18 protein-coding genes, 1 tRNA gene and 3 pseudogenes are annotated in these 26573 nt (G+C 70.8%); 11 read left to right on the top strand and 11 right to left on the bottom strand.

Annotated elements, in window-relative coordinates:
* Window positions 1-95 precede the first annotated feature (95 nt).
* The 3 genes from ACZ499_RS05000 to ACZ499_RS04990 all read left to right on the top strand — a co-directional run bounded on the left by ACZ499_RS05000 (window position 96) and on the right by ACZ499_RS04990 (window position 4810).
* On the top strand, window positions 96-842 hold the full coding sequence (locus ACZ499_RS05000; protein ID WP_468672848.1) for a S1 family peptidase: 747 nt from the start codon (window positions 96-98) through the stop codon (window positions 840-842).
* A gap of 335 nt (window positions 843-1177) precedes the next feature.
* Window positions 1178-1648 carry an ATP-binding protein gene (locus ACZ499_RS04995; RefSeq protein ID WP_468672374.1) on the top strand — a complete coding sequence of 157 codons (471 nt, stop codon included), beginning with the start codon at window positions 1178-1180 and terminating at the stop codon, window positions 1646-1648.
* A 93-nt stretch (window positions 1649-1741) separates the two neighbouring features.
* The gene (locus tag ACZ499_RS04990; protein ID WP_468672371.1) at window positions 1742-4810 is read left to right on the top strand and encodes an endo-alpha-N-acetylgalactosaminidase family protein; all 3069 of its coding nucleotides are present in this window, start codon (window positions 1742-1744) and stop codon (window positions 4808-4810) included.
* 54 nt (window positions 4811-4864) lie between these two features.
* On the opposite strand, the gene ACZ499_RS04985 is transcribed toward ACZ499_RS04990, so the two are convergent.
* The 3 genes and pseudogenes from ACZ499_RS04985 to ACZ499_RS04975 form a co-directional block, all read right to left on the bottom strand.
* Window positions 4865-5011, bottom strand: coding sequence for a hypothetical protein (locus ACZ499_RS04985; protein ID WP_468672369.1), 147 nt, complete (start codon window positions 5009-5011; stop codon window positions 4865-4867).
* A gap of 22 nt (window positions 5012-5033) precedes the next feature.
* A pseudogene (locus ACZ499_RS04980) lies at window positions 5034-5168 on the bottom strand (hypothetical protein); the annotation flags it as partial.
* Complete coding sequence (locus ACZ499_RS04975; protein ID WP_468672367.1) at window positions 5159-6910, bottom strand: beta-galactosidase; 1752 nt, start codon at window positions 6908-6910, stop codon at window positions 5159-5161. The gene ACZ499_RS04975 and the pseudogene ACZ499_RS04980, both read right to left, overlap by 10 nt.
* A gap of 119 nt (window positions 6911-7029) precedes the next feature.
* Between ACZ499_RS04975 and ACZ499_RS04970 the strand changes: the two genes are divergently transcribed.
* The 5 genes from ACZ499_RS04970 (at window position 7030) to ACZ499_RS04950 (ending at window position 13901) form a co-directional block, all read left to right on the top strand.
* On the top strand, window positions 7030-7917 hold the full coding sequence (locus ACZ499_RS04970; RefSeq protein WP_468672365.1) for a helix-turn-helix domain-containing protein: 888 nt from the start codon (window positions 7030-7032) through the stop codon (window positions 7915-7917).
* Between the two features lie 11 nt (window positions 7918-7928).
* Window positions 7929-8231, top strand: coding sequence for a chorismate mutase (locus ACZ499_RS04965; protein ID WP_385537111.1), 303 nt, complete (start codon window positions 7929-7931; stop codon window positions 8229-8231).
* 183 nt (window positions 8232-8414) lie between these two features.
* A complete protein-coding gene (pepN, locus tag ACZ499_RS04960; RefSeq protein ID WP_468672362.1) occupies window positions 8415-10943 on the top strand; it encodes an aminopeptidase N in 2529 nt (842 codons plus the stop codon).
* Between the two features lie 181 nt (window positions 10944-11124).
* On the top strand, window positions 11125-12492 hold the full coding sequence (locus ACZ499_RS04955) for a pyridoxal phosphate-dependent decarboxylase family protein (RefSeq protein WP_468672359.1): 1368 nt from the start codon (window positions 11125-11127) through the stop codon (window positions 12490-12492).
* Window positions 12489-13901, top strand: coding sequence for a lysine N(6)-hydroxylase/L-ornithine N(5)-oxygenase family protein (locus ACZ499_RS04950; protein WP_468672357.1), 1413 nt, complete (start codon window positions 12489-12491; stop codon window positions 13899-13901). The genes ACZ499_RS04955 and ACZ499_RS04950 overlap by 4 nt, the downstream gene beginning before the upstream one ends.
* A 100-nt stretch (window positions 13902-14001) precedes the next feature.
* Here the strand turns inward: ACZ499_RS04950 and ACZ499_RS04945 are convergent, their stop codons facing one another.
* The 3 genes and pseudogenes from ACZ499_RS04945 to ACZ499_RS04935 form a co-directional block, all read right to left on the bottom strand.
* On the bottom strand, window positions 14002-15810 hold the full coding sequence (locus ACZ499_RS04945) for a bifunctional metallophosphatase/5'-nucleotidase (RefSeq protein WP_468672354.1): 1809 nt from the start codon (window positions 15808-15810) through the stop codon (window positions 14002-14004).
* 318 nt (window positions 15811-16128) lie between these two features.
* Window positions 16129-16548, bottom strand: a pseudogene (locus ACZ499_RS04940) (NPCBM/NEW2 domain-containing protein); the annotation flags it as partial.
* A gap of 36 nt (window positions 16549-16584) precedes the next feature.
* A pseudogene (locus ACZ499_RS04935) lies at window positions 16585-18261 on the bottom strand (NPCBM/NEW2 domain-containing protein); the annotation flags it as partial.
* Window positions 18262-18499: 238 nt separating this feature from the next.
* Here ACZ499_RS04935 and pyk point away from each other — a divergent pair.
* Together pyk and ACZ499_RS04925 are read left to right on the top strand one after the other, a co-directional pair.
* On the top strand, window positions 18500-19933 hold the full coding sequence (gene pyk / locus ACZ499_RS04930) for a pyruvate kinase (RefSeq protein ID WP_468672352.1): 1434 nt from the start codon (window positions 18500-18502) through the stop codon (window positions 19931-19933).
* 116 nt (window positions 19934-20049) lie between these two features.
* Window positions 20050-21003 carry a DUF4331 family protein gene (locus tag ACZ499_RS04925; protein WP_468672350.1) on the top strand — a complete coding sequence of 318 codons (954 nt, stop codon included), beginning with the start codon at window positions 20050-20052 and terminating at the stop codon, window positions 21001-21003.
* Window positions 21004-21104: 101 nt separating this feature from the next.
* Here the strand turns inward: ACZ499_RS04925 and ACZ499_RS04920 are convergent.
* A tRNA-Leu gene (locus ACZ499_RS04920) sits at window positions 21105-21177 on the bottom strand.
* A gap of 102 nt (window positions 21178-21279) precedes the next feature.
* Here ACZ499_RS04920 and ACZ499_RS04915 point away from each other — a divergent pair.
* Window positions 21280-21930: an ANTAR domain-containing response regulator gene (locus ACZ499_RS04915; protein ID WP_361384341.1), complete on the top strand. Its 651-nt coding sequence runs from the start codon at window positions 21280-21282 to the stop codon at window positions 21928-21930.
* Between the two features lie 135 nt (window positions 21931-22065).
* On the opposite strand, the gene ACZ499_RS04910 is transcribed toward ACZ499_RS04915, so the two are convergent.
* Genes ACZ499_RS04910 through ACZ499_RS04895 form a run of 4 tightly spaced genes read right to left on the bottom strand, consistent with a single transcriptional unit; the run spans window position 22066 to window position 26547 of the window.
* Window positions 22066-22782, bottom strand: coding sequence for an ABC transporter ATP-binding protein (locus tag ACZ499_RS04910; RefSeq protein ID WP_385537088.1), 717 nt, complete (start codon window positions 22780-22782; stop codon window positions 22066-22068).
* Entirely contained in the window at window positions 22779-23819 is a 1041-nt protein-coding gene (locus ACZ499_RS04905) for an ABC transporter ATP-binding protein (RefSeq protein ID WP_468672346.1), read from the bottom strand. The genes ACZ499_RS04910 and ACZ499_RS04905 overlap by 4 nt, the downstream gene beginning before the upstream one ends.
* 5 nt (window positions 23820-23824) lie before the next feature.
* Window positions 23825-25609 carry a branched-chain amino acid ABC transporter permease gene (locus ACZ499_RS04900; RefSeq protein WP_468672344.1) on the bottom strand — a complete coding sequence of 595 codons (1785 nt, stop codon included), beginning with the start codon at window positions 25607-25609 and terminating at the stop codon, window positions 23825-23827.
* Window positions 25610-25614: 5 nt separating this feature from the next.
* Complete coding sequence (locus ACZ499_RS04895) at window positions 25615-26547, bottom strand: branched-chain amino acid ABC transporter permease (protein ID WP_385537079.1); 933 nt, start codon at window positions 26545-26547, stop codon at window positions 25615-25617.
* Between the last annotated feature and the right edge of the window lie 26 nt (window positions 26548-26573).

Below are 26573 nucleotides of genomic sequence, written 5' to 3'. Positions count from 1 at the left end.
CGCGCCGGGGCGCGGAGACGTTCGATCCCCACGCTCAACCCCCCACGAAAGGCAGTCCCTTGAAGAACACCCTCGTGCGTGCGCTCAAGAGATGCATGGCCGTCGCGGCGGTCACCCTCGCCGCGTTCACCCTCCAGCCCGCCATGGGAGCCTCCGCGTCCCAGGCGCCCGTGGTCGGCGGAACCCGGGCCGCCCAGGGCGAGTTCCCGTTCATGGTCCGCCTCTCCATGGGCTGCGGCGGCGCCTTCTACACCCAGCAGATCGTCCTCACCGCCGCCCACTGCGTGGACGGCTCCGGCACCAACACCTCCATCACCGCGACCGCGGGCGTGGTCGACCTCCAGAGCAGCAGCGCCATCAAGGTGAAGTCGACCAAGGTGCTCCAGGCGCCCGGCTACAACGGCAAGGGCAAGGACTGGGCGCTGATCAAGCTCGCCAAGCCGGTCAACCAGCCCACCCTCAAGATCGCCACCACCACCGCGTTCAACAACGGCACCTTCACCATCGCCGGCTGGGGCGCCCGCAGTGAGGGCGGCGGCCAGCAGCGCTACCTCTACAAGGCGACGGTCCCGTTCGTCTCCGACGCGCAGTGCCAGCAGGCGTACGGCAGCGACCTCGTCCCGAGTGACGAGATCTGCGCGGGCTACGTCCAGCAGGGCGGCGTCGACACCTGCCAGGGCGACTCCGGCGGCCCCATGTTCCGCAAGGACAACAACAACGCCTGGATCCAGGTCGGCATCGTGAGCTGGGGCCAGGGCTGCGCCGAGCCCGGCTACCCGGGCGTCTACAGCGAGGTCTCGACCTTCGCCGCCGACATCGCGAAGGCCGCGGCCACCCTCTAGGGCGTGTTTCGAAAGTCCCGTCTGCCCGGCGGCGTCTGGCACGCACGCTCGCCGCGTTGTCGGGATCGCCCCGATACAACCAGTATCGGGGCGACCCTCCGCCTTGCGATCGCACGCACCAGACGCCGCCGGGCCCGCCCTTCGGGCGGACGACGCTACTTTCGAAACACGCCCTAGCGCTCCGCTCGCACCGCACAGCTCCTCCCGGCCGGGCGCCCCGAATGTGCGGGCGTCCGGCCCAATCTGGTCAGATGTGGACATGTCGATCACAGTGGTCATCGCGGAAGACCAGGAGATGGTCAGGACCGGGTTCCGCATGATCTTGGAGAGCAGGCGTGACATGGCCGTCCTGGACGAGCAGGCACGCGGCCGAGGCGAGTGCAGTGCGGGTGGGGCTGCGGCTGGTCGAGGACGGCCTTGAGGTCCGGGTCGCGGACGACGGCTCCCGCGCGACGAAGGTTCCGCCGAGCGTGCGGGGCGGGGGGTTCGGCCTCGCGGGCCTGGACGAGCAGGTGACGGCCCTCGGCGGCGAACTGACGGCGGGCCCGTCGCCGGAGGGCGGCCGGCCGGTCCTGGCGGTCCTGCCACTGGAGGGCTGCGGTGGCGCGATCTTCGGCTGCGGACCGTCTGTGGCTGATCGCGCGGTTCCCCGCGCCCCTGAGTGGCCGTCTTTCGCCTGCGGACCGTGCAGGCTTGCTCGCGCGGTTCCCCGCGTCCCTGACCTCCCAGAGGCGCGGGGCTGTGACATGTGCGGCTCCGCCGCGTGGGCGCGGCCGGCCACGCACAACCCGCAGTCGAACACTTAGTCCAACACCCCCTCCCCTTTGTCCATGGGCGTACCCACACCTCCCGGCCCATCGTGACCTGGCACGAGACCCCGTCACGAGGAGGAAGCCGGCGTGAACGCTGAAGTACGCGGACCGAAGCGGAGGACGGTGGTGGCGGCCACCGCGCTGGCCGGGGCCGGGGTCGCGCTGGGGGCGCCCGGGACCGCGCTCGCCGCCGGGGAGAGCGCCATCCGCTCGCGCGACCTGGAGGTGCTGGTCGACGCCGCGTTCCCGCGCATCGTCTCGTACACCGACCGCGCGACCGGCGCGAAGCTGTACGGGCAGGAGGAGCCGGTCACGAGCGTGCTGGTCGACGGGGTCGCCCACACGCCCCGGGTCACCGCGCGGACGGGCCGGGACCGGGCCGCGTACACGCTCGCCTTCGACGGCGGCACCGAGATCGGCGTGGAGATCCGCGTCGAGGGGCACCGCGTCGACTGGCGGGTGACCCGGATCGACGACACCGCGGCCCTGCGCGTGGGCACCCTCCAGATCCCCGGCCTCGCCCTGCTCTCCGTGCGCAGCGACCAGCCGGGCGCGGCGCTGTTCGCCGCCCGGATCCAGCTGGACAAGGCGAAGAGCGGAGACACGCTCGTCCGGGTCACCGCGGACACCGCCCCGGACGCGGCGCCGGTCGGCTGTGCGTACGCGGTGGTCGCCCACGACGGGCTCGGCGGGGCCGTCGAGACCAACACCGTCTACGACAAGCCCGACAGCGCGGCCGGAACCACCTGGGAGAACGGGCGGCTGTGGCGTCAGACCCTCAAGCGCGACGGCTACGTCGAGGCGCGGCTCGTCCCCGGCCAGTGGACGCACCGGGCCGCCACCGCCGTCGTGCGGGACACCGAGCCGCTGCCGTACGCCACCGTGATCGTCACCGGCGACCGCAACGGCGACGGCACCGTCGACTGGCAGGACGCGGCCATCGCGTTCCGCGACATCATGGTCAGCCCGCTCGGCGCCGACGAACAGCATCTGCGGGTCGTCCCGCACATCCCGTTCAACTTCGCCTCGCAGGCGACCAACCCGTTCCTGGCCACCCTCGACAACGTCAAGCGGATCTCGCTCGCCACCGACGGCCTGCGCCAGTACACGCTGCTCAAGGGCTACCAGTCCGAGGGCCACGACTCGGCCCACCCCGACTACGCGGGCAACTACAACGAGCGCGCGGGCGGCATCGAGGACCTCAACCACCTGGTCCGCGAAGGGAAGAAGTGGAACAGCGACTTCGCCGTCCACGTCAACGCCACCGAGTCCTACCCCGTCGCCCACGCCTTCTCCGAGACGCTGGTCGACAAGGCGAACGAGCAGTGGGACTGGCTCGACCAGTCGTACCGCATCGACCAGCGCCGCGACCTGGTCTCCGGTGACATCGCGCGGCGGTTCGCCGCGCTGCGCCGCGACGCGGACCCGGCGCTGGGAGCCGTCTACATCGACGTGTTCCGCGAGTCGGGCTGGACCTCCGACCGCCTCCAGCGCGCCCTGCGCGACCAGGGCTGGCTGGTCACCTCCGAGTGGGGCCACGGCCTGGAGCGCTCCTCGCTCTGGTCGCACTGGGCCAACGAGACCGACTACGGCGGCGACACCTCGCGCGGCATCAACTCCCGGCTGATCCGCTTCATCAGGAACCACCAGAAGGACGTCTTCGCCGACAAGTGGCCGACGCTGCTCGGCCATGCCCGTATGGGCAACTTCGAGGGGTGGGTCGGAAAGACCGACTGGACGGCGTTCTACGAGCTGATCTGGACGCAGTCGCTGCCCGCCAAGTACCTCCAGGCGTATCCGATCCGGCGCTGGAACGAGCACGAGATCACCTTCTTCGGACCCGGAGCCACCTCGGTCTCCGACGCCGACGGCACCCGCCGCATCACCACGGACGCGCGCGTGGTGTACGACGGCGGCGCCTATCTGCTGCCCTGGGAGCCCCGCCGCGCGGCCGACCCGGCCAAGCTCTACCACTACAACCCGGCCGGTGGCACGACCAGTTGGCGGCTGCCGCGCGGCTGGTCCGGGGCCCGCACGGTGGCCCTGTACCGGCTCACCGACCAGGGCCGGGCGTACGAGCGCGAGCTGCCGGTCCGCTCCGGCACGGTCACCATCGAGGGCGCGGCGGCCGGACAGCCCCATGTCGTCCTGCGCGAGCGCGCCCGGAACCGGGACCCGCGCTGGGGCCAGGGCACCGGGCTGTACGATCCCGGGTTCCACTCCGGCTCCCTGAAGGGCTGGACGGTCAGCGGCCCCGCGTCCGTACGCCGCAGCGCACTCGGTGACTACGAGCTGGTGATCGGCGCGGGCGCGGCGGCCTCGGCCGGACAGCGCCTGACCCGCCTCGCGCCCGGTACGTACGCCGCGTCCGTGCAGGTCGAGGTGGGCGAGCGGGCGGGGGAGCGGCGCGTCGCGGCCCTGGAGGTGCGCACCGCCGACGGTGTGACCGCGCGCAACTGGACGGCGACCTCCACGGCGGGCAACCACGTCGCCGCCGACCGCAAGCACGGCACCCGCTTCCAGCGGATGTTCACCCACTTCACGGTCCCCGAGGGCGGCGGCCCGGTCGAACTCGCCCTGTGCGCGGAGGCGGGGGAGGCCCGGGTGCGGTTCGACAACGTACGGGTCGTGGCGGCCCGGCCCACCGTCAAGGAGGGCGCGCTGGTCTACGAGGACTTCGAGAACGTGCCGCAGGGCTGGGGCGTCTTCGTCAAGGGCGACGCGGGCGGCGCCACCGACCCCCGCACCCACCTCGCACAGCGGCACGCCCCGTACACCCAGCGCGGCTGGAACGGGAAGGCGGTCGACGACGTGATCGACGGCGGCCAGTCGCTGAAGTCGCGCGGCGAGAACGACGGCCTGGTCTACCGGACCGTGCCCTTCACCGTCCGGTTCCTCCCCGGTAAGCGCTACCGCGTCGGCTTCCGTTACGAGAGCGAGAAGGCCGGTCAGTACGCGTGGATCACGGCCGTCGACGAGGGCGCCGGGACGCGCGAGCTGAGCCGCGAGGTGTTCGGGACGGCGACTGGACCGACCGCGTACGTCTACGAGTTCACGGCCCCCGCGACCGGCGAGGCGTGGGTCGGGCTGCGCAAGACCGGTGACGACGGCACGGCGGAGTTCACACTGGACGCGTTCGAGGTGACGGAGCTGTAGGAGCGGTCGCCCGCCCCGCCCCGCGAGGGGGCGGGGCGGCCGTTGCTCACTCGCTCAGGCGAAGGAGATGTTCTGCACCGTGTTGCCCGGGGCCTGCTCCCAGGCCGTGATGTTGCACTGCACGGCGGCACAGTCCACGTTGATCTCCTGGCCCGTTGACCAGTCCTTGGCGGTGAAGGCCTTCTTGACGTCGAGCGACACCGATATCACCGCCGTCGGCGTCGGCGGTGAGGTACTTGACGTCGCTGGAACAGACGGTGGCGTAGGCGCACTCGCCCACGTTCACGGCGGCGCCGGGCGTGTAGCCGGAACCGGTGATCGAGACCGCTTTCTTCGCGCTCTTCGAGGCTAGTGGAATTTCACTTCCGGACCCGTTGGGTCCTCAACCTCAAGTTCCCACACCCACACCACGTTGGCTTGATCCCGCAGCACCGCTCCGGGGACGTACAGGGACTGCTGTGGTCCGGTGGACCAGTAGCGTCCGAGATTGAAGCCGTTCACCCAGACGAAACCCCGCACCAGGCCGTGGAGTCCGAGACGCGCGTCTCCCGGAACCGGGGCGTCGAAGGTGCCTCGAAACAGTCCCCGGCCCGCCTCCGCAGTTGAACGGAACGGGAGCCGCCGCACCCGCTCGGGGTCCTCGAACGCGTCGAGCCGCAGCCCACATGCGCGTACGCCGTGCAGGAACTGCCGTTCGTGCAGCACCCCGACGGTGATCCCCTTGGGTTCAGCGAGCGTCGGCCCGTAGTTGACGCGCCCCAGCGACTCCACCCACAGCTCGACCACGGCGGGCCCCGCCACCGGCTCCGGCAGCACCGCGTCGTCCTCGGTGAGCACCCCGGCCCGCACCCCGTCGACGTATACGACCGCCCGGTCCCGCAGTCCGAGCACCCGCAGCGGATACGGCTGCCGGGGCCCGGGGACCTCGAACCGGTAGCGCACCACACCCCGGTCCACGTCCAGCTCCTCGAACGTCGGCGGCGCCCCGTACACCCCCTCCGCCGACCCCAGCGCCTCCAGTACGTCCTCGGCCGCCACCCACTGCGTCAGCGGCACGGTGACCGGGGCGCCCAACACCGGTGGCGCGGGCGGGAGTTCGGGGAGCGGTTCCTGCGCGTACTCGGCGAGCACCTCGCGGAACGCCCAGAACTTCGGCGTCGGGCGGCCGTACTCGTCGATGGGCGCGTCGTAGTCGTATGACGTGACGTCCGGCCGCAGCGTGCCCAGATGCGCCTCGCCGTCCCGGTTGGCGCCCGCCCACCCGGCGAAGCTGGTGCCGCCGTGCGCCATGTAGAGGTTGACGGAGGCGCCGCACTCCAGGATCTCCCGCAGCGCCCCGGCCGCCTCGCGCGCGTCCCGCACCACCGGCTCCGCGCCCCAGTGCTCGAACCAGCCGCACCAGAACTCCATGCACATCAGCGGCCCCTCGGGGCGGTGACGGCGCAGCACCCCGAAGGCTTCGAGGGCGTCCGAGCCGAAGTTCGCGGTGGCGAGCACACCCGGAAGGGAACCGCCGGTCAGCATGTGGTCCTCGGGGCCGTCGGAGGTGAACAGCGGTACGGTCACGCCCAGTTCGGCAAGGAGGTCCGCGAGCGCCCGCAGATACACCCGGTCCGAGCCGTAGCTGCCGTACTCGTTCTCCACCTGCACCATGACCACCGGGCCGCCCCGGTCGGCCTGGCGCGCCGCGACCTGCGGCAGCAGCGCCCGGAACCAGCGCTCCACGTGCCGCAGATACTCCGGGTCCCGGGTGCGCACCCTGGACCCGAGCGCGCCCGTCAGCCAGTGCGGAAGCCCGCCGTTCTCCCACTCGGCGCAGATGTACGGGCCGGGGCGCACGATCGCCCACAGCCCGGCAGCGTGCGCCGCGTCCAGGAAGCGGCCCAGCGCGTCCGGATCCCGGTAGCGGCCCGGGGCCGGCTCGTGCAGGTTCCACGGCACGTACGTCTCGACGCAGTTCAGCCCCATCGCCCGCAGCATCGCGAGCCGGTGGCCCCACTGGGACTCGTGCACCCGGAAGTAGTGCAGCGCCCCCGAAAGCAGCCGCACCGGCCGCCCGTCCAGCAGAAAGTCCTCGTCACCCACGGTGAAGTCAGCCACCGGCCCCGCCCGTCTCTCGATCTCCCGGGGTCAGCCTCGCCCCTGGCGCGGGCGCCGGTCCATGGACAAAGATCGGCGCTGATTGGACGCAAAGGGGGACGGGAGGCGGCGGAACCGGCATGTACCAGACCTGGATGCGCTATTTCACGCCGAGCCCGGTCCACCACCGGCTCGGCCTGGTCTGCCTGGGCGTCGGGATGCAGCACGGCGTGCTGCCCACCGTCGGGCCGCGCACCCTGGACCACCACGTCGCCGTGGTGATCGGCGCGGGCGGCGGCTGGTTCCGGGGCGCGGACGGGGAGCGCCTCACCGTGACCGCGCCCGCGCTGATCTGGCTCACCCCGGGCGTACCGCACCACTACGGGCCCGACCCGGTCACCGGCTGGGACGAGTCGTTCGTCGACTTCGCCGGGCCCGCGACCGCCACGTACACCGAGCTCGGCTACATCGAACCCGAGCGGCCCGTCGTGCCGCTCGCCGACACCGCGGGCGCCCGGGCCGCCGTCGGCCGGATCGCACGGGCGGCCCGCCGGGGCAACCCGCTCCTGGAGGTCGAGACGGGCGCCGCCGTCCACGAACTCCTCGTCGCCCTGCGCCGCGCCCGCGCCGACCTCGCGCCCGACGGCGACCCCGTCCTGCAGGCGCTGGCGCGCGACGCCTTCCAGCCGCTGTCGGTGGCCGAGCACGCCGCCCGGCACGGTATGACCCCCGCGGAGCTGCGCACGGCGGTGCGCCGGGGCGCGGGGTGCAGCCCCAAGGACTACCTCCTGGGCATCCGGCTCGGCCGCGCCAAGGAACTGCTCGCCGCCACCGAGCTGCCGGTCGCCGCCGTGGCCCGCCGGGTGGGCTACGACGACCCCGCGTACTTCTCGCGCCTGTTCACCCGGCGTGTCGGCACCGCCCCCGTCCGCTTCCGCGAGCAGCAGGGCCGGGCCGTCCCCGGCGGCTGGAGCAGCAGGATCCCGGATCCTGAACACCCTCCGACGATCCCGGGCCCGGCCACGTAAGCTCGACGACCATGACCACGATCGACCCCTCCGTGCAGGCGGAGCTCGCCCGGCTCCGGGACAGCATCGACAACATCGACGCGGCCGTCGTCCATATGCTCGCCGAGCGCTTCAAGTGCACCCAGCAGGTCGGCCACCTCAAGGCCGAGCACAAGCTGCCGCCGGCCGACCCGGCCCGCGAGGCCGAGCAGATCGACCGGCTGCGCCGCCTGGCGGAGAACGCCAAGCTGGACCCGGCCTTCGCCGAGAAGCTCCTGACCTTCATCATCGCGGAGGTGATCAGGCACCACGAGACGATCGCCAAGTCGTCGTGACGGGGGCCCGTGGCATCGAAGCGGGAGAGCGGCGCCCGCGACGCGGCTGACCCGGTTGCCCGCACCACGGGCCCGCACCGCGTCCGGGGCACCAACTCGCCGCCGCGCGCCCGGGCGCCCTGCGCTGAGAGCGCAACGCATTCCCCGTGTGCGGACCGGGGCGCATCGGGCAGCATGGCCTCCATGTCCGTACTGACGCGCGACGAAGCGCAGACCCGTGCCCGGCTCCTCGACGTCCAGCGGTACGAGATCGAGCTCGATCTCACCACCGGCGAGGAGACCTTCGACTCCCAGACCGTCATCCACTTCACCGCACGCGCGGCCGGGGACACGTTCGTCGAGGTCAAGCCCGCCACCCTGCGCTCGGTCAGCCTCGACGGACAGCCGCTGGACCCCGCCACGCTGGTCGGGAACCGCCTCGCGCTCACCGGTCTCGCCGAAGGCCCGCACGAGCTGCGCGTCGAGGCGGAGATGACGTACTCGCACACCGGCGAGGGGCTGCACCGCTTCACCGACCCGGTCGACGGCGAGACCTACACATACACCCAGCTCTTCATGGAGGACGTGCAGCGCGTCTTCGCCGCCTTCGACCAGCCCGACCTGAAGGCCGCCTTCGACCTCAGCGTCACCGCGCCCGAAGGCTGGACCGTGCTGGCCAACGGCATCACCGAGCGGCAGGGCGACGGCCGCTGGAAGGCCGCCACCACCCCGCTGCTCTCCACCTACTTCGTGGCGCTCGCCGCCGGCCCCTGGCACTCGGTGACCACCGAGCACGCGGGCCTGCCCTTCGGCCTGCACTGCCGCCGCTCGCTCGCGCCGTACCTGGACGCCGACGCCGAGGAACTCTTCGAGATCACCCGGCAGTGCTTCGACCGCTACCACGAGAAGTTCGACGAGCCGTACCCGTTCGACTCGTACGACCAGGCCTTCGTGCCCGAGTTCAACGCGGGCGCGATGGAGAACCCGGGCCTGGTCACCTTCCGCGACGAGTTCATCTACCGCTCCGCCGTCACCGACACCGAGCGCCAGACCCGCGCCATGGTCGTCGCGCACGAGATGGCCCACATGTGGTTCGGCGACCTGGTCACCCTGCGCTGGTGGGACGACATCTGGCTGAACGAGTCGTTCGCCGAGTACATGGGCTACCAGACCCTCACCGAGGCCACCCGCTTCACCGACACCTGGGTGGACTTCGGGATCGTCCGCAAGGCCTGGGGGTACGACGCCGACCAGCGGCCCTCCACCCACCCCGTCGCACCCGACCCGGCCGCCGTGCCCGACACCGCCTCCGCGATGCTCAACTTCGACGGCATCTCCTACGCCAAGGGCGCGTCCGCACTGCGCCAGCTGGTGACCTGGCTGGGCGAGAAGGACTTCCTCGCGGGCATCAACACCCACTTCAAACGGCACAAGTTCGGCAACGCCACGCTCGCCGACTTCATCGACAACCTCGCCTCCGCCACCGACCGCGATGTGCACGCCTGGGCCGACAAGTGGCTGCGCACCACCGGCGTGGACACGCTGACGTCGGTGGTCGGGGCGGACGGCGGCTCCTGGACGCTCGCCGTCGAGCAGGACGGGGACCGGCCGCACCGGATCGCCGTCGGCGCGTACGACACCGACCCGGCGCGCCCCGGGCAGCTGGTGCTGCGCGAGCGCTTCGAGACCGACGTGCCCGGAGCCGAGCCGGTGACCCGCACCGGCGCGCGCCCCGCGCTCGTGCTCCTCAACGACGGCGACTTCAGCTATGCCAAGGTGCGCCTGGACGCCGAGTCGTGGCAGACGGCCCTGCGCTCCCTCTCCGGACTGCCCGACCCTTCCCCAAGCTCTCAACTGCGTTCGAGCAGGGGAGGACCCATTGCCCGCGCGGTCATCTGGAACGCGGCCCGCGACATGGTCCGCGACGGCCAGCTCCCGCCCGCCGCCTACCTGGAGGCGGCCCGCGCCCACCTCCCGCACGAGTCGGACCTGGCCATCGTGCAGGGCGTCCTCACCTTCGCCCGCGGGCAGGTGGCCGACCGCTATCTCGCGGACGGCGCGCGCCCCGCCGCGCTCGCGCTCCTCGGCGAGCTGACCCGGGACCTGATCCGGCGCACCGAGGACGGCGACAACCCCGGCCTGCGCCTCACCGCCGTCCGCCACTTCATCGACTGCGCCGCCCAGCCCCACACCATCCAGGAGTGGCTGGCCGACGGAAGCGTCCCCGGCGGCCCCGAGCTCGACCCGGAGCTGCGCTGGCGCGTCCTGTACCGGCTCGCGGTGCTGGGCGCGACCTCCGGGGCGGAGATCGCCGCCGAGCTGGCGCGCGACCCCAGCGCGACGGGCGAGGAGGGCGCGGCCCGCTGTCGCGCCGCGCTCCCGGACGCGCCCGCGAAGGCGGCCGCGTGGGCCGCGATGTTCGACGGCGACGCGCTCTCCAACTACCTGTTCACAGCGACCGCCCAGGGCTTCTGGCAGCCCGAACAGGCCGACCTCGTACGGGAGTACGTGACGCGCTTCTACGTCGACGCGGTCCCGCTGGCCGCCCGGCGCGGCCCCGCGATCGCGGAGGCGGCGGGCCGCTACGCTTTCCCGGACTTCGCGGTCGACGCGGAGACGGTGGCCCTGGGCGAGGAGTGCCTGTCCCGCGACGACCTCCTCCCGGCCCTGCGGCGCAAGCTGACCGACCAGGTCGACGACCTGCGCAGGGCGCTGGCGGTACGGAACGCCTGACCCGGTAGCCGCACGACGGCCCCGGAGGCGGCGTGCTCATACCAGTGCGCCACCCACCAACACCCCACCTCCGGGGGCCAGTACCACTTTCGGGTTGAGATCGTTGTGCAGGGCAGCCTCACCGCGTCGGAACGCTCCACGCTGGTGAGGCCGTCGTTCGCGCACCCGAAGGACTCCCCCCATGCACACCCCGCCCCTCGCCGGCGGCCCCACCGGCCCCACCGCCCTGCACCCTCTCCTCGGCGTCGTCCTCGACGCGCTGCGCGAGGGCGCGGTGGCCCGGGGCGGGCCGCTGCCGCGCGGCGGGCCGGAGGCGGTGGCCGTGCGGGTCGGGGCCGCGGTCGGGGAGGCGTTCCCGTCACGGGGCACCAGTGCCGAGGAAGCGCTGACCACGCTGGTCCGGGCACTCGCGGAAGGCGCGGCCGACCCCGCCGACCCCCGCTGCGCCGCCCATCTGCACACCCCGCCGCTGGCCCTCGCCGCAGCCGCCGACCTCGCCGCCTCCGCCCTCAACCCGTCGCTGGACTCCTGGGACCAGGCCCCCGCCGCCGCCGAGCTCGAAGCCCTCGTCACCCGGGCGCTGGCCGCCGAGTTCTGGCCCGGCGGCGACGCGCTGGTCACCAGCGGCGGCACCGAGTCCAACCAGCTCGCCCTCCTGCTCGCCCGCGAACGGCGCGGCTCCGTCCAGGTCGTCCAGGGCGCCAACGCCCACCACTCCCTCTCCCGCGCCGCCTGGCTCCTGGGCCTCCCCGAGCCGGTCACCGTCCCCGCCCCCTCCGGCACCGTCGACCTCGCCGCGCTCGACGACGCCCTCACCGACCTGCACCACCACCAGGTCCTGGTCACCGCCACCGCGGGCACCACCGACACGGGCGCCGTCGACCCGCTCCCCGAGATCGCCGCCCTGTGCGCCCGGCACGGCGCCGAGCTGCACGTCGACGCCGCGTACGGCGGCCCGCTGATCTTCAGCGACACCCACCGCACCAAGCTGCGCGGCCTCGAACACGCCCACTCCGTCACGCTCGATCTGCACAAACTCGGCTGGCAGCCGGTCGCCGCCGGGCTGCTCGCGGTCCCCGACCCGGCCCGCCTCGCCCCGCTCGCCCACACCGCCGACTACCTCAACGCCGATGACGACACCGAAGCGGGCCTGCCCGACCTCCTCGGCCGCTCCCTGCGCACCACCCGCAGACCGGACGTACTGAAGATCGCCGTCACGCTCCGCACCCTCGGCCGCACCGGCCTCGCCGAGCTCGTCGACCGCACGCTCGCCCTCGCGTTGACCTTCGCGGACCTCGTCGAGGAACACCCCCGTCTCGACCTGTACGAGCGCCCCACGATCTCCACCGTCCTGTTCCGCCCGAGGGGCGCCACCGATGACGAGGCCGCCGGGATCCGCCGCGCCCTGCTCACCGAAGGCCGGGCCGTCCTCGGCAGGGCCCGCGCCGACGGGCGCCTCTGGCTCAAGGCCACCCTGCTCAACCCCCACACCACCACCGGCGACCTGGCACAGCTCCTCAAGACCGTGGAAGGCAGCATCCCGCGATGACCGCACCGGCACCCGTCCAAGACAACGACCGTCCGCACGACCTGGTGGGCATCGGAGTGGGCCCGTTCAACCTCTCGCTCGCCGCCCTCGCCCACGGTGTGCCCGGCGGACTCTCGGCCGCCTTCTACGAACAGCGCCGCGCCTTCCACTGGCACCCCGGCCTGCTCATCGAGGGTGCCACCCTCCAAGTCCCGTTCCTGGCAGACCTGGTGACCCTCGCCGACCCCGCCAGCCCCTGGTCGTTCCTCAACTACCTGCGCCACCGGGAGCGGCTCTTCCCGTTCTACTTCGCCGAGCGCTTCCACATCGAGCGCACCGAGTACGACGCGTACTGCCGCTGGGTCAGCGAGAGCCTGCCCGGAATGCACTTCGGACACCAGGTGGACGCGGTGCGCTGGAACCCCGAACGGGAGGTGTTCGAGGTGGACTTCACCCAGCTCGACATCCACGGGCAGGCCGAGGCCCTGGGCCGTGCCCTCGCCCGCAACCTGGTCCTCGGCGTCGGCACCGAACCGTACGTACCGGAGCCGCTCAAGCCGCTCGCGGACGCACCCGCGGTGCCGGTGATCCACTCGGCCGACTACCTCGACCACCGCGAGCGTTTCCTCGCCGCCGACCACATCACCGTCGTCGGCTCAGGCCAGTCCGGCGCCGAGGTCTTCCTCGACCTGCTGCGCAACCGCCCGGCGGGCCGCGAGCGCATCACCTGGCTCGCCCGCACCGAGACCTTCGCGCCGATGGAGTACTCCAAGCTGGGCCTGGAGCACTTCACCCCCGACTACACACGCTACTTCCACGCCCTGACCGAGCCCGTCCGCGACGAGCTGGTGCCCCGCCAGTGGCAGCTCCACAAGGGCATCGACGCGGACACCATCGCCGCCATCCACGACGAGCTCTACCGCCGCACCCAGCACGGCGGCTGGCCCGACGCGACCCTCACGCCCGGGGTCAGCGTCCGCACGGCGGGCCGCGTCGCCACCACCAAGGTCGAGCTGCACCTGGAACACGCGCAGCAGGGCGTGCGCTCCCGGCTCACCACCGACGCGGTGATCCTCGCCACCGGCTACCGGGAGCGCCCCCTGGCCCGCATGCTGTCCGGCCTCGACCCCTATATGCGCCTGGACTCCTCCGAACGCCCGCGCATCGACGCCGACTTCCGCCTGGTCCTGGACAGCTCGGTCACGGGCGCGGTGTACGTCCAGAACGCCGAGAAGCACACGCACGGCGTGGGCGCCCCCGACCTGGGCCTGGCGGCCTGGCGCAGCGCGGCGATCCTGAACTCCCTGACGGGCAAGGAGCCGTACCCGCTGCCGGAGCGCACGGCATTCACCACGTTCGGCCTGACCAAGCCACAGGAAGCCCGCCCGGCACCGAGGGCACCGGGCGGCTTGATCCCCTTGGAGGGCTGACCCCGCACCCCTTGAGGGACATCGGCCCAGGGGCGCGGGGCTGTGACATTTGCGGCTCCGCCGCGTGGGCGCGACCAGCCCCCACCGGCCCGCAGACGAACTACGGGAAGACGGGCGCCCCGTCCCGGACCAGCTTCCAGTCCACGGAAGCAAACGCGGCGGGGTCGACAACACCCTTCCCCTTCACCCACGAGATGATCGTGTTACGAATCTCCTCGGAGTTCGCCCACAACTGCTTCGCGCCCGCGACATGCGGGAAGTTGCCCCCGCCGTTCGCACGGTAGTTGTTGACGGCCAGCACGAACTGCGCAGCCGGATCCAGCGGCTTGCCCTGGAACGCAAGGTTCGAGATCCGCGCCCCCGCCGGCTTCGCGATGTCGATGTCGTACGTCAGCCCCGACACCGCGTCGTAGTTGTAGTCGGGCGTGTTGTCGGCGTTCGTCAGCTTCGACGTGTCGACGGGCGCCCCGGCAGCCGTCTGGACGTAGTACCGCGCCGAGAACTCCAGGTAGTCCTTGATCTGGGCGCCGGTCAGAAGCCGCGCCTCCAGCGTGTTCTCGAAGGGGTAGAGCCCGGCCGCGTCCTTGATGGTGACCTGGCCGGACGGGATGACGGCCGTGCGCGAGAAGCAGGACGCCTGCGACAGCACCGGCAGGGCCGCGTAGGCGCCGCCCGCGAGCGCCGCCTTCACCGTGTCCACCTGGACCGCGTTGATCAGGTCGATGATCGGCTCGTCCTTCCAGGCCGCCTCGGCGGTGGTCATCGCCGCCTTCGACGTGCCGATTACCTGGTTGACGTACGCCACGACCTTCCTGTGCTCGTCGGAGAGCAGCCGGACGATCTTCGGGTCCTCGACAGCGGCGCTGGAGTTGAGGACCTTGGACCCGGCCTTCTCGACCGCCCAGTGGCCCTTCTCCCACACCAGGTCGAAGTCGAAGACGGTCAGCCGCTGCCCCCACTTCAGCGGCTCGGACAGTACGACGTCCTTGCCGGTCTGCTTGTTCTTCACCCGGTACTCGGGGATCTCCACGTGCGCGTGTCCGACCAGGATCGCGTCGATCCCCGGCACCTGCTCGGCCACCAGCGCGGCCGCGTTCTCGATGTACGGAAGCTGGTCGCCGTACGACGAGGTGCCGGAGGAGCCCGAGTGGGCGGCCACGATCACCACATCGGCGCCCATCGAGCGCAGCTTGGGCACCCACTTCGCGGCCTGCTCCTCAAGGCCGGGGAAGACCATCTTGCCGCTGACGTTGGCCTTGTCCCAGATGGCGATGCCGGGGTTGGTGAGACCGAGGATCGCGACCCGGACGTCCCGCCCGTGCGGGGTGCACAGCCGCTTGACGACGTACGGCTGGAAGGCCGGCTTCAGCGTCTTGGCGTCCAGAGCGTTGGCGCCGAGCAGCGGGAAGTGGCACTGCTCCTCGAACTTGCGCAGCACCGGGATGCCGTAGTTGAACTCGTGGTTGCCGAGGGCGGCGGCGTGGTAGCCGATCGCGTTCATGGCCTGCGCCATCGGGTGCACCGGGCCGTGCTTGGCCGTGATCGGGTCGACCTTGGCGTAGTAGTACGACAGCTGGGTGCCCTGGATGGTGTCACCCGCGTCGATCATCAGGGTGTTGTGGCGGCCCTTCTCCTTGCGGATCTGCTCGACGAGCGTGGAGATCTTGGCGAGGCCGACGTCGTTGTGCGCCTTGTCGTCGAACTCCTTGTCCGTGAAGTAGTCCCAGTTGAAGACGTTGCCGTGCAGGTCGGTGGTGCCCATGACGCTGAACGAGTACCGCTTCGGCGCACGCCCGTGGCCGTGCCCCTGCTCATGGGCCTCGGCGGGAGCCGCGACACCCCCGACTATGGCCGCACCGGCTCCGGCGGCGGCCGTGGTTCCCAGGAACGTCCTACGGTTCAGCGGCATGTGATGCACTCCCTGACGGTGTGTTACGCGCGTAGACATACGCGACGCGCGTAGAAGGTCGAGAGGATTTTGGCCCAGAACCACTCCCACGCAACACCCCTGCGGGGTTTCGATCGAGTGACCGCCGAAAGTCACACGGCGGTCCCCGGACGAATGTGCCGCCCGGGGACCGCCGCAACCTTCCTTGCTTCTAGGGCCTGTCCGGCGGATCTGGTCGCCCGCGAGGTGCCTCCGCCTTTCGGTCCTGGTGAGCGGGGCTGTGTCAATGTGCGGCTCCGCCGCGTGGGCGCGCCCAGCCACAGCTAACCCGCAGAGAAGCTAGGCGCAAACAAGCTGCGGCCCACCCCAGTCACCGTGGTCATAGTCGACCCCGTCCCCCGCGTCGGAGACGACAAGCCGCACCTCAAGGGCGCCCTTCAGATCGACGGACAGCCGCTTCGCCACATCCGCAGACGTCAACTTCCCGCTGTCGGCGACAAGCGCCCCATCCCGCCAGATCTGGAAGACAACAGACCCCTTCGTGAGAACCTCGTCGTCCACCCCCACCGCCGTGGTCAACGAGGAGCACGAACCCCCCAGGTAGTACGAGACGGAGCTCGCCGCATGCGTACCGAGCCCCTTCGCGTACACCGCCCCGTTGACGGTGAGCGGCGTACCGTCCCCCGCCGCCTGCTCGGCGTTGCTGCGGTCACGCTCGACCGGCCCCCACCCGTTCGTGGCAGACGACCAGGTCAGGTCACTGAGATCGTGCGTACCGGCCGAGGGCCCCGCGCCGCAGGCCAGCTTCGCATCGGCCCAGTCGGCGTGGTCGTAGGTGATGCCGTCCCCGCCGTCGGTGACGACGAGGCGCAGCTTGGAGCCGCCCTTGAGGTCGGCGCTCAGATGCTTCGGCGGGTCGGCGGCGGTACGCACCCCGCTGTCGGCGACCAGAGTGGTGTCGCGCCAGATCTGGAACTGTACGGACCCGCCCTTCGTTGACTCGTCGTCGACGCCCACGTCGACCCCGAGCGAGGAGCAGGCGCCGCCCAGGTAGTAGGAGATGTCGCTGGGCGCGTGCGTGCCGAGGCCCTTGGCGTAGGCCGTGCCGCCGATGGTGAGCGTGCGGCCGTCGCCCGCCGCCTGCTCGCCGTTGCTGCGGTCGCGCTCCACCGGGCCCCAGCCGCCCACCGCCGACGTCCACGGCAGATCGCTCAGCTGGTTCAGGCCGGTCGGCGGCGGCACCGGGCTGCCCGGCGTGACCCGGAACATGACCGTGCCGTGCGCGGGCACCGACGCGCTGATGGCGTTGGTGGTCGTGCTCGTCGCCTTGGACCACAGGTCCTTCAGGGCGTACGACGACGCCCCGCCGATCCCGATGTCCCTCACGGTCGTGGAGACCGTCTTCGCCGAGGTGTTCTCGTTCGTCAGCGTCACCGAACGGCCGCCGTCCGCGAGGGGCTTGGACATCACGACCAGGCCGCCGGAGCTGGAGACGACCGTGCCCTGCTTGCCGAGCGGGTCCTGGTCCACCGCGATCACATCGGTGTTCTTGAGGATGGCGAGCGTCGAGGCGCTCGCGGTGCGCAGATCGCTGCCGATCAGCAGCGGCGCGGCCATCTGGGACCAGAGGCTGAAGTGGGTGCGGTACTCGGTGTCGGTCATCCCGCCGTTGCCGACCTCCAGCATGTCGGGGTCGTTCCAGGCGCCCGGCCCGGCGTACGGCGCGAGCGACTGGTTCTGGTGTGCGATGGAGATCATGCTCGACCAGGAGTCGCTGATGTCGCCGGTGGTCCGCCAGGAGTTGCCGACGGCCGGGGCCCAGGTCCAGGGCTGGTTGGAGCCCCACTCGCAGATGCTGTAGAGGATCGGGCGGCCGGTCGGGCCAGTGGCCGCCTTGAGCGCGTCGCCCATCGCCTTGTAGCGCTGCTTGGCGTCGACGCCGCTGTTGTTGCAGTTGTCGTACTTGAGGTAGTCGACGCCCCAGGAGGCCCACAGGTTGGCGTCCTGCTGCTCGTGGCCGAGCCCGCCGGGGAAGCCCAGGACGTCGCACGTCTTGGTGCCCGCGCTGGAGTAGAGGCCGAACTTCAGGCCCTTGGAGTGCACATAGTCGGCGACGGCCTTGATGCCGTGGGGGAAGCGCACCGGGTCGGGGACGAGGTTGCCGCTCGCGTCCCGGTTGGGCAGCGCCCAGCAGTCGTCGAGGTTGACGTAGGTGTACCCGGCGTCCTTGAGGCCCTGCGAGACGAAGGTGTCGGCGATCCCCTTGACCATCGCCTCGTTGAACTCGGCCCGGCAGTGCGTGGAGTTCCAGTTGTTGAACCCCATCTGCGGGGTCCGGGCGAGTCCGTTGTCGACGGCCGCGGCGGGGGCGGCGGTCGTGGTGGCCAGCGCGACGAGCCCGCCGGCGAGGAGGGGGAGCGAGGCAAGTGCGGCCCCGGCCCGTTTTCTGAACGGCGTTCTGGACGATGACATGTGCGGCTCCGTCGGTGTAGTAGCACGCAACTCAACGAGGTCGAACGAAAACGAACATATCTCAGCGCTGGGGCCTGAACATGTCAAGGGTTTGCGCGGGGGTGCGGACCGGCGCTCCCTGCTCATCGGAGCACCCCCGCGCCCAATTCAACAGTTGTCAATAACCTTTCATGCAAAGGTTGTTGAGTAGTCACGCGGGGCCAATTCTCTACCGGCCGGTAAGGCCTAGGCTCGAAGCATGCGCCGAGCAAAGATCGTCTGTACCCTGGGGCCCGCCACCGACACGTACGACCAGATCAAGGCACTGGTCGAGGCCGGAATGGACGTCGCCCGCTTCAACCTCAGCCACGGCACGTACGCCGACCACGAGGAGCGCTATCAGCGCGTGCGCAAGGCGTCCGACGAAACGGGCCGCAGCGTCGGAGTGCTCGCCGACCTTCAAGGCCCGAAGATCCGCCTCGAACGTTTCCGCGAAGGTCCCGTACTGCTTGAACGCGACGACGAGTTCACCATCACCGTCGAGAACGTCGAGGGCGACCGCCACATCTGCGGTACCACCTACTCCGGCCTGGCCGACGACGTCACCATCGGCGAACGCATCCTCGTCGACGACGGCAAAGTGGCCCTGGAGGTCGTCGGCGTCGACGGCCCGCGCGTGCGCACCCGCGTCGTCGAGGGCGGCCTGGTCTCCGACCACAAGGGGCTCAACCTCCCCGGCGTCGCCGTCTCCGTGCCCGCGCTCTCCGAGAAGGACGTCGAGGACCTGCGCTGGGCGCTGCGCACCGGCGCCGACATCGTCGCGCTCTCCTTCGTCCGCAGCGGCCGCGACATCGACCACGTCCACCGCGTCATGGACGAGGAGGGCCGCCGCGTCCCGGTGATCGCCAAGATCGAGAAGCCGCAGGCCGTCGACAGCATCGACGACATCGTCGCGGCCTTCGACGGAATCATGGTGGCGCGCGGCGACCTGGGTGTCGAAATGCCCCTCGAACTGGTCCCGATCGTGCAGAAGCGAGCGATCAAGCTCGCCAAGCGGAACGCCAAACCGGTCATCGTGGCCACCCAGATGCTCGACTCGATGATCGACAACTCCCGCCCCACCAGGGCCGAGGCGAGCGACGTGGCCAACGCGGTCATCGACGGCACCGACGCGGTGATGCTCTCCGGCGAGACGAGCGTGGGCAAGTACCCCGTCGAGACCGTCCGTACGATGAGCCGCATCGTCGAGGCGGCCGAGGAGGACGTCCTGGCCAAGGGCCTGCCGCCGCTCACCGAGCTCAGCAAGCCCCGTACCCAGGGCGGCGCCGTGGCCCGCGCGGCGGCCGAGATGGGCGACTTCCTGAACGCCAAGTACCTCGTCGCCTTCACCCAGTCCGGCGACACCGTCAAGCGCCTGTCCCGCTACCGCTCGCCGATCCCGCTGCTCGCCTTCACACCCGACCCGGCCACCCGCTCCCAGCTCAACCTCACCTGGGGCGTGGAGGCCTTCCTCGGGCCGCACGTGGAGTCGACGGACGCGATGGTCGCCCAGGTCGACGAACAACTCCTGAAGATCGGCCGCTGCGAGCGGGGCGACACCGTGGTCATCACGGCGGGCTCCCCGCCCGGAGTGGCCGGCTCGACCAACCTCGTACGCGTCCACCACATCGGCGAGGACAGCCCCAGGAGCTGAACGCGTCGCCGTACGGGGGACGCGTCGCCCGCACCGGGGACCCGGCCGGGCCGAAGGGATGACCCGACGGCCCGGCCTCGGGGGCCCGGCCCGGGGTCCGCCGCCACGCTGACGCCATGTCACATCACCACAGCGGGCCGAACCTCCGCTCGCCCATGGACGACGCGCGCCTCGACCTCACCGACGTGTTCGCCTTCACGGTCCCGGGCGGCCGCACCGTCCTCATCATGAACGTCAACCCGATCGCCCCCACCGGCGGCCGGGCGTTCCACCCTGACGCCGTCTACCGCCTCAACATCGACACCGACGGTGACCACCGGGCCGACGTCGCCTACAGCTTCACCTTCTCCGACCCCGCCGACGACGGGGAGCAGACCCTCACCGTCCACCGGGCCACCGGCGCCGAGGCCCGCGCCCACGAGGCCGCCGGCACCCCGCTCTTCACCGACGCGCCCGTCTGCTTCGGCCCCCATCCGCAGGTCACCGAGGCGGGCCAGTACCTCGTCTCGGCCGGGCTGCGCAGCGACCCCTTCTTCGCTGACCTCGACGGCATCGTCAACGAGTTCCAGTGGACCGGCACCGACTGGGGCGCCGACAAGAACGTCTTCGGCATCGTCCTGGAAGTACCCGACTCCGAACTCGGAGCCGACCCCGTGATCGGCGTCTGGGCCCGCGTCAGCGTCCACCAGAACGGGACGCTGACCTCGGTGGACCGGGGCGCCCACCCCTCCCTCACGGCGTACTTCAACGCGGAGGAGGTCAAGGACGCCTACAACGCGGGCGAACCGGCCGACGACTGGGACACCTACCGCGCCCCCTGGACAGCGGTCCTCCAGCACACCGGCGGCCACACGGAGGAGTCGGCCGAAGCGGCCCTGCGCACGGTGCTCCCCGACGTCCTGCGCTACGACAGAAGCAGGCCCGCCGCGTACCCCAACGGCCGCACGCTCACGGACGACGTCACCTCGGCCCGGCTGGCCATGGTCTCCGGCGGGAAGATCTCCACGGACCACATCGGCCCGCACATGGACCTGCTCCCGGAGTTCCCCTACCTCGGCACGCCGCACTGAAGCCCCGGGCCCCTGTCGTACGGGCGGGGGCCCTGCTCCGAGAAGGGGGCAGGGGGTGACGCGAACCTCAACGGCGCGTGACCATGGATTCGCACGAAAAGTACCCCGGGTCGGATTCGAACCGACGCTGGATGGTGTTTGAGACCATTGCCTCTACCGCTGGGCTACCGGGGCATCCTTGGAACCAAAGGTAGGCGGCTACCCGCCGTGACCACACCTTACCGCAGCTGGGTACGCTCTTGGGAAGCAGTACTTGCCCCGCAACAAGGAGCCCCCGTGACCGCCCCCGAGTCGCCCCAGCCCGTCGCCGACGACGATCAGTCGCACGTCCCGCCGCTGACGACCCGCGTCGTCATCGCCGAGGACGAGGCCCTCATCCGCCTCGACCTCAAAGAGATGCTCGAAGAAGAGGGCTACGCGGTCGTCGGCGAGGCCGGGGACGGGCAGAAGGCCGTCGAGCTGGCCCGGGAGCACCGCCCCGACCTGGTCATCCTCGATGTGAAGATGCCGGTCCTGGACGGAATCTCGGCCGCCGAGCAGATCGCCAAGGAATCCATTGCGCCCGTCCTGATGCTCACCGCGTTCTCGCAGCGCGACCTGGTGGAGCGGGCCCGGGACGCCGGGGCGATGGCGTACCTGGTGAAGCCGTTCTCCAAGAGCGACGTCGTGCCCGCGATCGAGATGGCGGTGTCCCGGTTCACCGAGCTGAAGGCGCTGGAGCAGGAGGTCGCGGACCTCTCCCAGCGCCTGGAGACGCGCAAGCTGGTGGACCGTGCGAAGTCGATCCTCCAGACGCAGTACGGGCTGAGTGAGCCCGCCGCGTTCCGCTGGATCCAGAAGACGTCGATGGACCGGCGCCTGTCGATGCAGCAGGTCGCGGAGGCGGTCATCGAGGACGCGGAGGAGAAGAAGGCGGCGAAGGGGTAGGCCGGTCTTCGGCTGCGGGTGATCTGTGGCTTGTCGCGCCCACGCGGCGGAGCCGCAAATGTCTCAGCCCCGTGCCCCCAAAGCCGTACGGGCCGCGCCACTCGTAAGTGGCGCGGCCCGTACGCGTAACCCCTGCTAGTCCTCGCCGAGGTACGTCTTGCGGACGTTCTCGTCGTGGAGGAGGTCCTGCCCGGAGCCGGAGAGCTTGATCTCGCCGACCTCCATCACATGGGCGTGGTCCGCCAGGGAGAGCGCGGCCTGGGCGTTCTGCTCGACGAGCAGAATGGTGGTGCCCTGGGCCTTGAGCTCGACGATGGTCGCCATGATCTTCTGCATCATGATCGGGGAGAGCCCCATCGACGGCTCGTCCAGCATCAGTAGCTTGGGCTGGGACATCAGCGCCCGGCCCATCGCGAGCATCTGCTGCTCACCGCCCGACAGCGTGCCGGCCGCCTGCTTGCGCCGTTCGCCCAGGATGGGGAACAGCTCGTAGGCGCGCTGGACGTCCTTCTCGATGCCCGCCTTGTCGCTCCGCAGAAACGCTCCGAGCTGGAGGTTCTCGGCGATGGTCAGCCGCGGGAAGATATGCCGGCCCTCGGGGGAGTGGGCAAGCCCCAGCGAGACGATCTTGTGCGCGGGGATGTCCGACAGGGGCTTCCCGTCGAATATGATCCGGCCGCCGGAGGGCTTGAGCAGCCCCGAGAGCGTACGCAGGGTCGTCGTCTTGCCGGCGCCGTTGGTGCCGATGAGGGTGACGACCTGCCCGGCCTCGACGGTGAAGGAGATCCCCTTGACGGCCTCGATCTTGCCGTAGGCGACGCGGAGGTCCTCGACTTCCAGAAGTGCGGTCACTGGGAGTCTCCTTCGGTGCGGGTCTTGCCTTGAGCGTCGGCCTCGGGGGAGGCGATGTCGGCTTCCTCGGCGTCGGCGTCGCCGTCGGCCTCGGGGGCGGCCTCGGCTTCGGCTTCGGCCTCGGGGGCGTCCGCCGGAGCCGGAGCCTCGTCGGCCGGTGCGGCTGGGGCGTGCCCGGCCTGCGGGGACGCGTCCGCGTCCTCGGCCGCCGCGGCCGCCGCCTCGACCTCCGCCACTTCCTCGTCCCCGGGCGCCCCCTCGAACGGCTCACCGAGGTACGCAGCGATGACGCGCTCGTCGCCCTGGACGACGTCCGACGTGCCCTCGACCAGCTTCTCGCCCTGCATCAGCACCGTCACCCGGTCGCACAGGTTGAAGATGAAGCGCATGTCGTGCTCGATGACGAGGACGGCGATGCCCATGTCCCGGATGGCGAAGACCAGTTCCTCGGTGGTCCGGGTCTCCTGCGGGTTCATACCGGCGGTCGGTTCGTCCAGGAGCAGCAGCCCCGGCTCGCTCGCCAGCGCCCGGGCGATCTCCAGCTTGCGCTGCTCGCCGTAGGGCAGGTTGCGGGCGAGGTGGTCCGCCTTGTGCTGCAGGCCGATGAACTCCAGGAGTTCCATGGCCCGTTCGCGGGACTTCGCCTCGGCCTTCTTGAAGCCGGGGCCGCGCAGCAGGGCGGACCAGAGGCCCTCCTTGGTGCGGGTGTGGCGCCCGACCAGCACGTTCTCCAGAACGGTCATATTGGCGAAGAGCCGGATGTTCTGGAAGGTGCGTGCGATGCCGGCCTGGGTGACCAGGTGCGGCTTGGGCGGGAGCACCTTCCCCTTGTACGAGACCTTGCCCTCGGTGGGGACGTAGAGGCCGGTGAGGCAGTTGAAGAAGGTGGTCTTGCCAGCGCCGTTGGGGCCGATGAGACCGACGATCTCGCCGCTGTTGACGGTGAGGTCGACATTGCGTACGGCGGTCAGACCGCCGAACCGCATGGTGACGCCGGACGCTTCGAGCACCGGGCTGGGGGCGATGGTGGTGGTCATGATGGTTACGCCTCCGCCTTGGTGACGCCGACGGTGGTGTCCGGAAGCCCTTGTTCGGGCACGTCCAGTTGGCCGGTCTCGTGGAATTCGAGCTGGCTGCGCCGGTTGGCGACGATGCCCTCGGGGCGGAACCGCATCAGCAGGATGAGGGCGACGCCGAAGCCGAAGAGCTCGTACTCCTTGAGGAAGCCCAGCTTCTCGGGGATGAGGTAGAGCAGCGAGGCGCCCAGGAGCGGGCCGCTGACCGTGCCCATGCCGCCGAGGACGACGGCCGCGAGCAGGAAGGCCGAGTTGGGCGGCGCGGCGCCGGCGAACTGGAAGGGGCTCGGCACCACGCTGTAGTTGACGTGGGCGAAGACCGTGCCCGCGAGGCCGGCGAGCGAGGCACCGAGGGCGAAGGCGATGAGCTTGACCCGGAAGCCGTTGATGCCCATGGCGGTGGCGGCGGTCTCGTCCTCGCGGATGGCGATCCAGGAGCGGCCGATGCGGGAGTTCGCGGCGCGGTTGAAGACGAGCACGATGAGCGCCGTGATCAGCAGCATCAGGAACAGGTAGTTGCCGAAGCGGCCGATGGTGCGTCCGGCGATGTCGTGCGCGGCGCCGAGGTTGAACCCGAAGATCTCCAGGTCGGGGATCTGGGAGATGCCGTTGGGGCCGTTGGTGAGGTTGGGGCCGGAGGCGCCGTCGAGGTTGTTGACGGTGATCCGGAAGATCTCTCCGAAGCCGAGGGTGACGATGGCGAGGTAGTCGCCGCGCAGTCGCAGGGTCGGTGCGCCGATGATGACGCCGAAGACGAGCGACGCTCCCATGCCGATCAGTGCGGCGGCCCAGAACGGGACCTGCACACCGGAGAAGCGGGAGAACTCGGAGCCGGAGACCAGCGCGGCCGCGTAGGCGCCGACGCCGAGGAAGGCCACGTAGCCGAGGTCGAGCAGACCGGTGAGGCCGACGACGATGTTGAGGCCGAGGGCGACGGTGCCGAAGATGAGGATGTTGGCGCCGAGGTTGGCGTTGTGGTCCTCGCTCTGGGTGAAGGGGAAGATCACGGCCGCGAGGAAGACGGCGGTGGTCGCGAACCCCTTGTGCCGGGCGTTGAGTTCGGTGAACCGCTCGAAGAGCCCGGCGGCGAACAGCGCCATCGAACCGAACAGGACGAGGAGCAGCAGACCGATGAACGTCTCGCTCTCGTCGTCGTTGACGCCGATGCCGTACGTGAAGACGACCAGGCCGAGCGCGGTGGCCAGCGAGATGATCAGACGCTGGGCCCAGCTGGGCAGCGGCACGGCCGCCGGGATGCCGTCGGGCTTGGCGATGTGGTCGCGCAGCGAGCGGCCCGGGTGGGGCAGCGCGAGCGCGCCGAGGACCGGCAGCAGGGAGGAGACGGCCGCGACGAACGCGCCCGGCTCCAGGTTGGCCAGGCCGCCCAGGTCGTACGCGATGGCGATCACGGTGTACCAGACGACCGCGAACGCGGAGAACGCGGCGAGGAGCACCGGGTTGTTGGTGCCGCCCGGGTTGAGCCAGCCGAGGCCGCGGATCCCCTGGCCCGCGAGGGCGTAGAGCAGGGTGAGCGCTCCGGCGACCAGGGTGAGGGTCTGGAGCCCGGCCGGGTAGCCGGTGACGGTGAGGTCACCGGGGAACTCGGAGGTCCAGGTCCAGGCGAGGAAGGTGGAGGCGACGGTGGCGACGGCGCCGCCCGCGATGAGCAGCCGGGCGACGGGCGCCGGCAGCGCGATGATGCCGTGCGGCTCGGCCGCGGGGGCGGTGGTCTTGGTGGTGCTGGTGGTCATGTCGATCACGCCCTGTCCGCGACGCGTTCGCCCACCAGGCCTTGTGGCCTGAAGAGCAGGACGAGGATGAGGAGGACGAACGCCCAGACGTTGGCCCAGCCCGAGCCGCCGAGCTGCTGCATCCCGGGGACGTCTGCGATGTACGCGCTGGCCATGGTCTCGGCGAGGCCGAGGACCACACCGCCGATCATGGCGCCGTAGATGTTGCCGATGCCGCCGAGGACGGCGGCGGTGAACGCCTTGAGACCGGCCTGGAAGCCCATCTCGTACTTGATGGAGCCGTACTTCAGGCCCCAGGCGATGCCCGCGACGGCGGCGAAGAGGCCGCCGATGGCGAAGGCGATCATGATGATGCGGTTGGTGTCGATGCCCATGAGCTGCGCGGTGTCCGGGTCCTGCGCGGTGGCCTGCATGGCGCGGCCGGTGCGCGAGGAGCGGACGAACAGGGCGAGCGCGGCCATGCAGAGCGGGGCGGCGGTGATCAGGAAGATGTCACCGGTGCCGAAGGAGACCGAACCGATGCTGAAGGGTCCGCCGGGGATCTGCGGGAAGACCTCGTCGTTCTTGGCGTTCGGGTACCAGTTGAAGACCGCCTGCTGGAGCGCGAGCGAGAGGCCGATCGCGGTGATCAGTGGCGCCAGGCGTGGCGCGCCGCGCAGTGGTCGGTAGGCGAAGCGTTCCGCTCCCAGTGCGATGAGTACGGAGACGAGTGCGCCGCCGATGAGCATCAGGGGGAGGGCTATCCACATGGATATGCCGTCGGGCAGCACGTAGAGGTAGACCGTGAGTCCGCCGAAGGCGCCGGTCATGAAGATCTCGCCGTGGGCGAAGTTGATGAGCTGGACGATGCCGTACACCATCGTGTAGCCGATGGCGATCAGCCCGTACATCGAGCCGAGGAGCAGCCCGTTGGCCAGCTGTTGCGGCAGAGTGTGCACCGCATGGCCTCCATGTGGATGGGGAG

Source organism: Streptomyces sp. NPDC031265, assembly GCF_055570295.1.
The sequence above is the reverse complement of the archived record's forward strand: the minus strand, read 5'-3'. Positions and strand labels throughout refer to the sequence as shown.

What these genes read in the sequence shown, in the direction of transcription:
- ACZ499_RS05000 (WP_468672848.1), top strand. Translation starts at nt 96, where the DNA reads ATGGCCGTCGCGGCGGTCACCCTCGCCGCGTTCACCCTCCAGCCCGCC.
- ACZ499_RS04970 (WP_468672365.1), top strand. Translation starts at nt 7,030, where the DNA reads ATGTACCAGACCTGGATGCGCTATTTCACGCCGAGCCCGGTCCACCAC.
- ACZ499_RS04965 (WP_385537111.1), top strand. Translation starts at nt 7,929, where the DNA reads ATGACCACGATCGACCCCTCCGTGCAGGCGGAGCTCGCCCGGCTCCGG.
- pepN (WP_468672362.1), top strand. Translation starts at nt 8,415, where the DNA reads ATGTCCGTACTGACGCGCGACGAAGCGCAGACCCGTGCCCGGCTCCTC.
- ACZ499_RS04955 (WP_468672359.1), top strand. Translation starts at nt 11,125, where the DNA reads ATGCACACCCCGCCCCTCGCCGGCGGCCCCACCGGCCCCACCGCCCTG.
- ACZ499_RS04950 (WP_468672357.1), top strand. Translation starts at nt 12,489, where the DNA reads ATGACCGCACCGGCACCCGTCCAAGACAACGACCGTCCGCACGACCTG.
- ACZ499_RS04945 (WP_468672354.1), bottom strand. Translation starts at nt 15,810, where the DNA reads ATGCCGCTGAACCGTAGGACGTTCCTGGGAACCACGGCCGCCGCCGGA.
- pyk (WP_468672352.1), top strand. Translation starts at nt 18,500, where the DNA reads ATGCGCCGAGCAAAGATCGTCTGTACCCTGGGGCCCGCCACCGACACG.
- ACZ499_RS04925 (WP_468672350.1), top strand. Translation starts at nt 20,050, where the DNA reads ATGTCACATCACCACAGCGGGCCGAACCTCCGCTCGCCCATGGACGAC.
- ACZ499_RS04905 (WP_468672346.1), bottom strand. Translation starts at nt 23,819, where the DNA reads ATGACCACCACCATCGCCCCCAGCCCGGTGCTCGAAGCGTCCGGCGTC.
- ACZ499_RS04900 (WP_468672344.1), bottom strand. Translation starts at nt 25,609, where the DNA reads ATGACCACCAGCACCACCAAGACCACCGCCCCCGCGGCCGAGCCGCAC.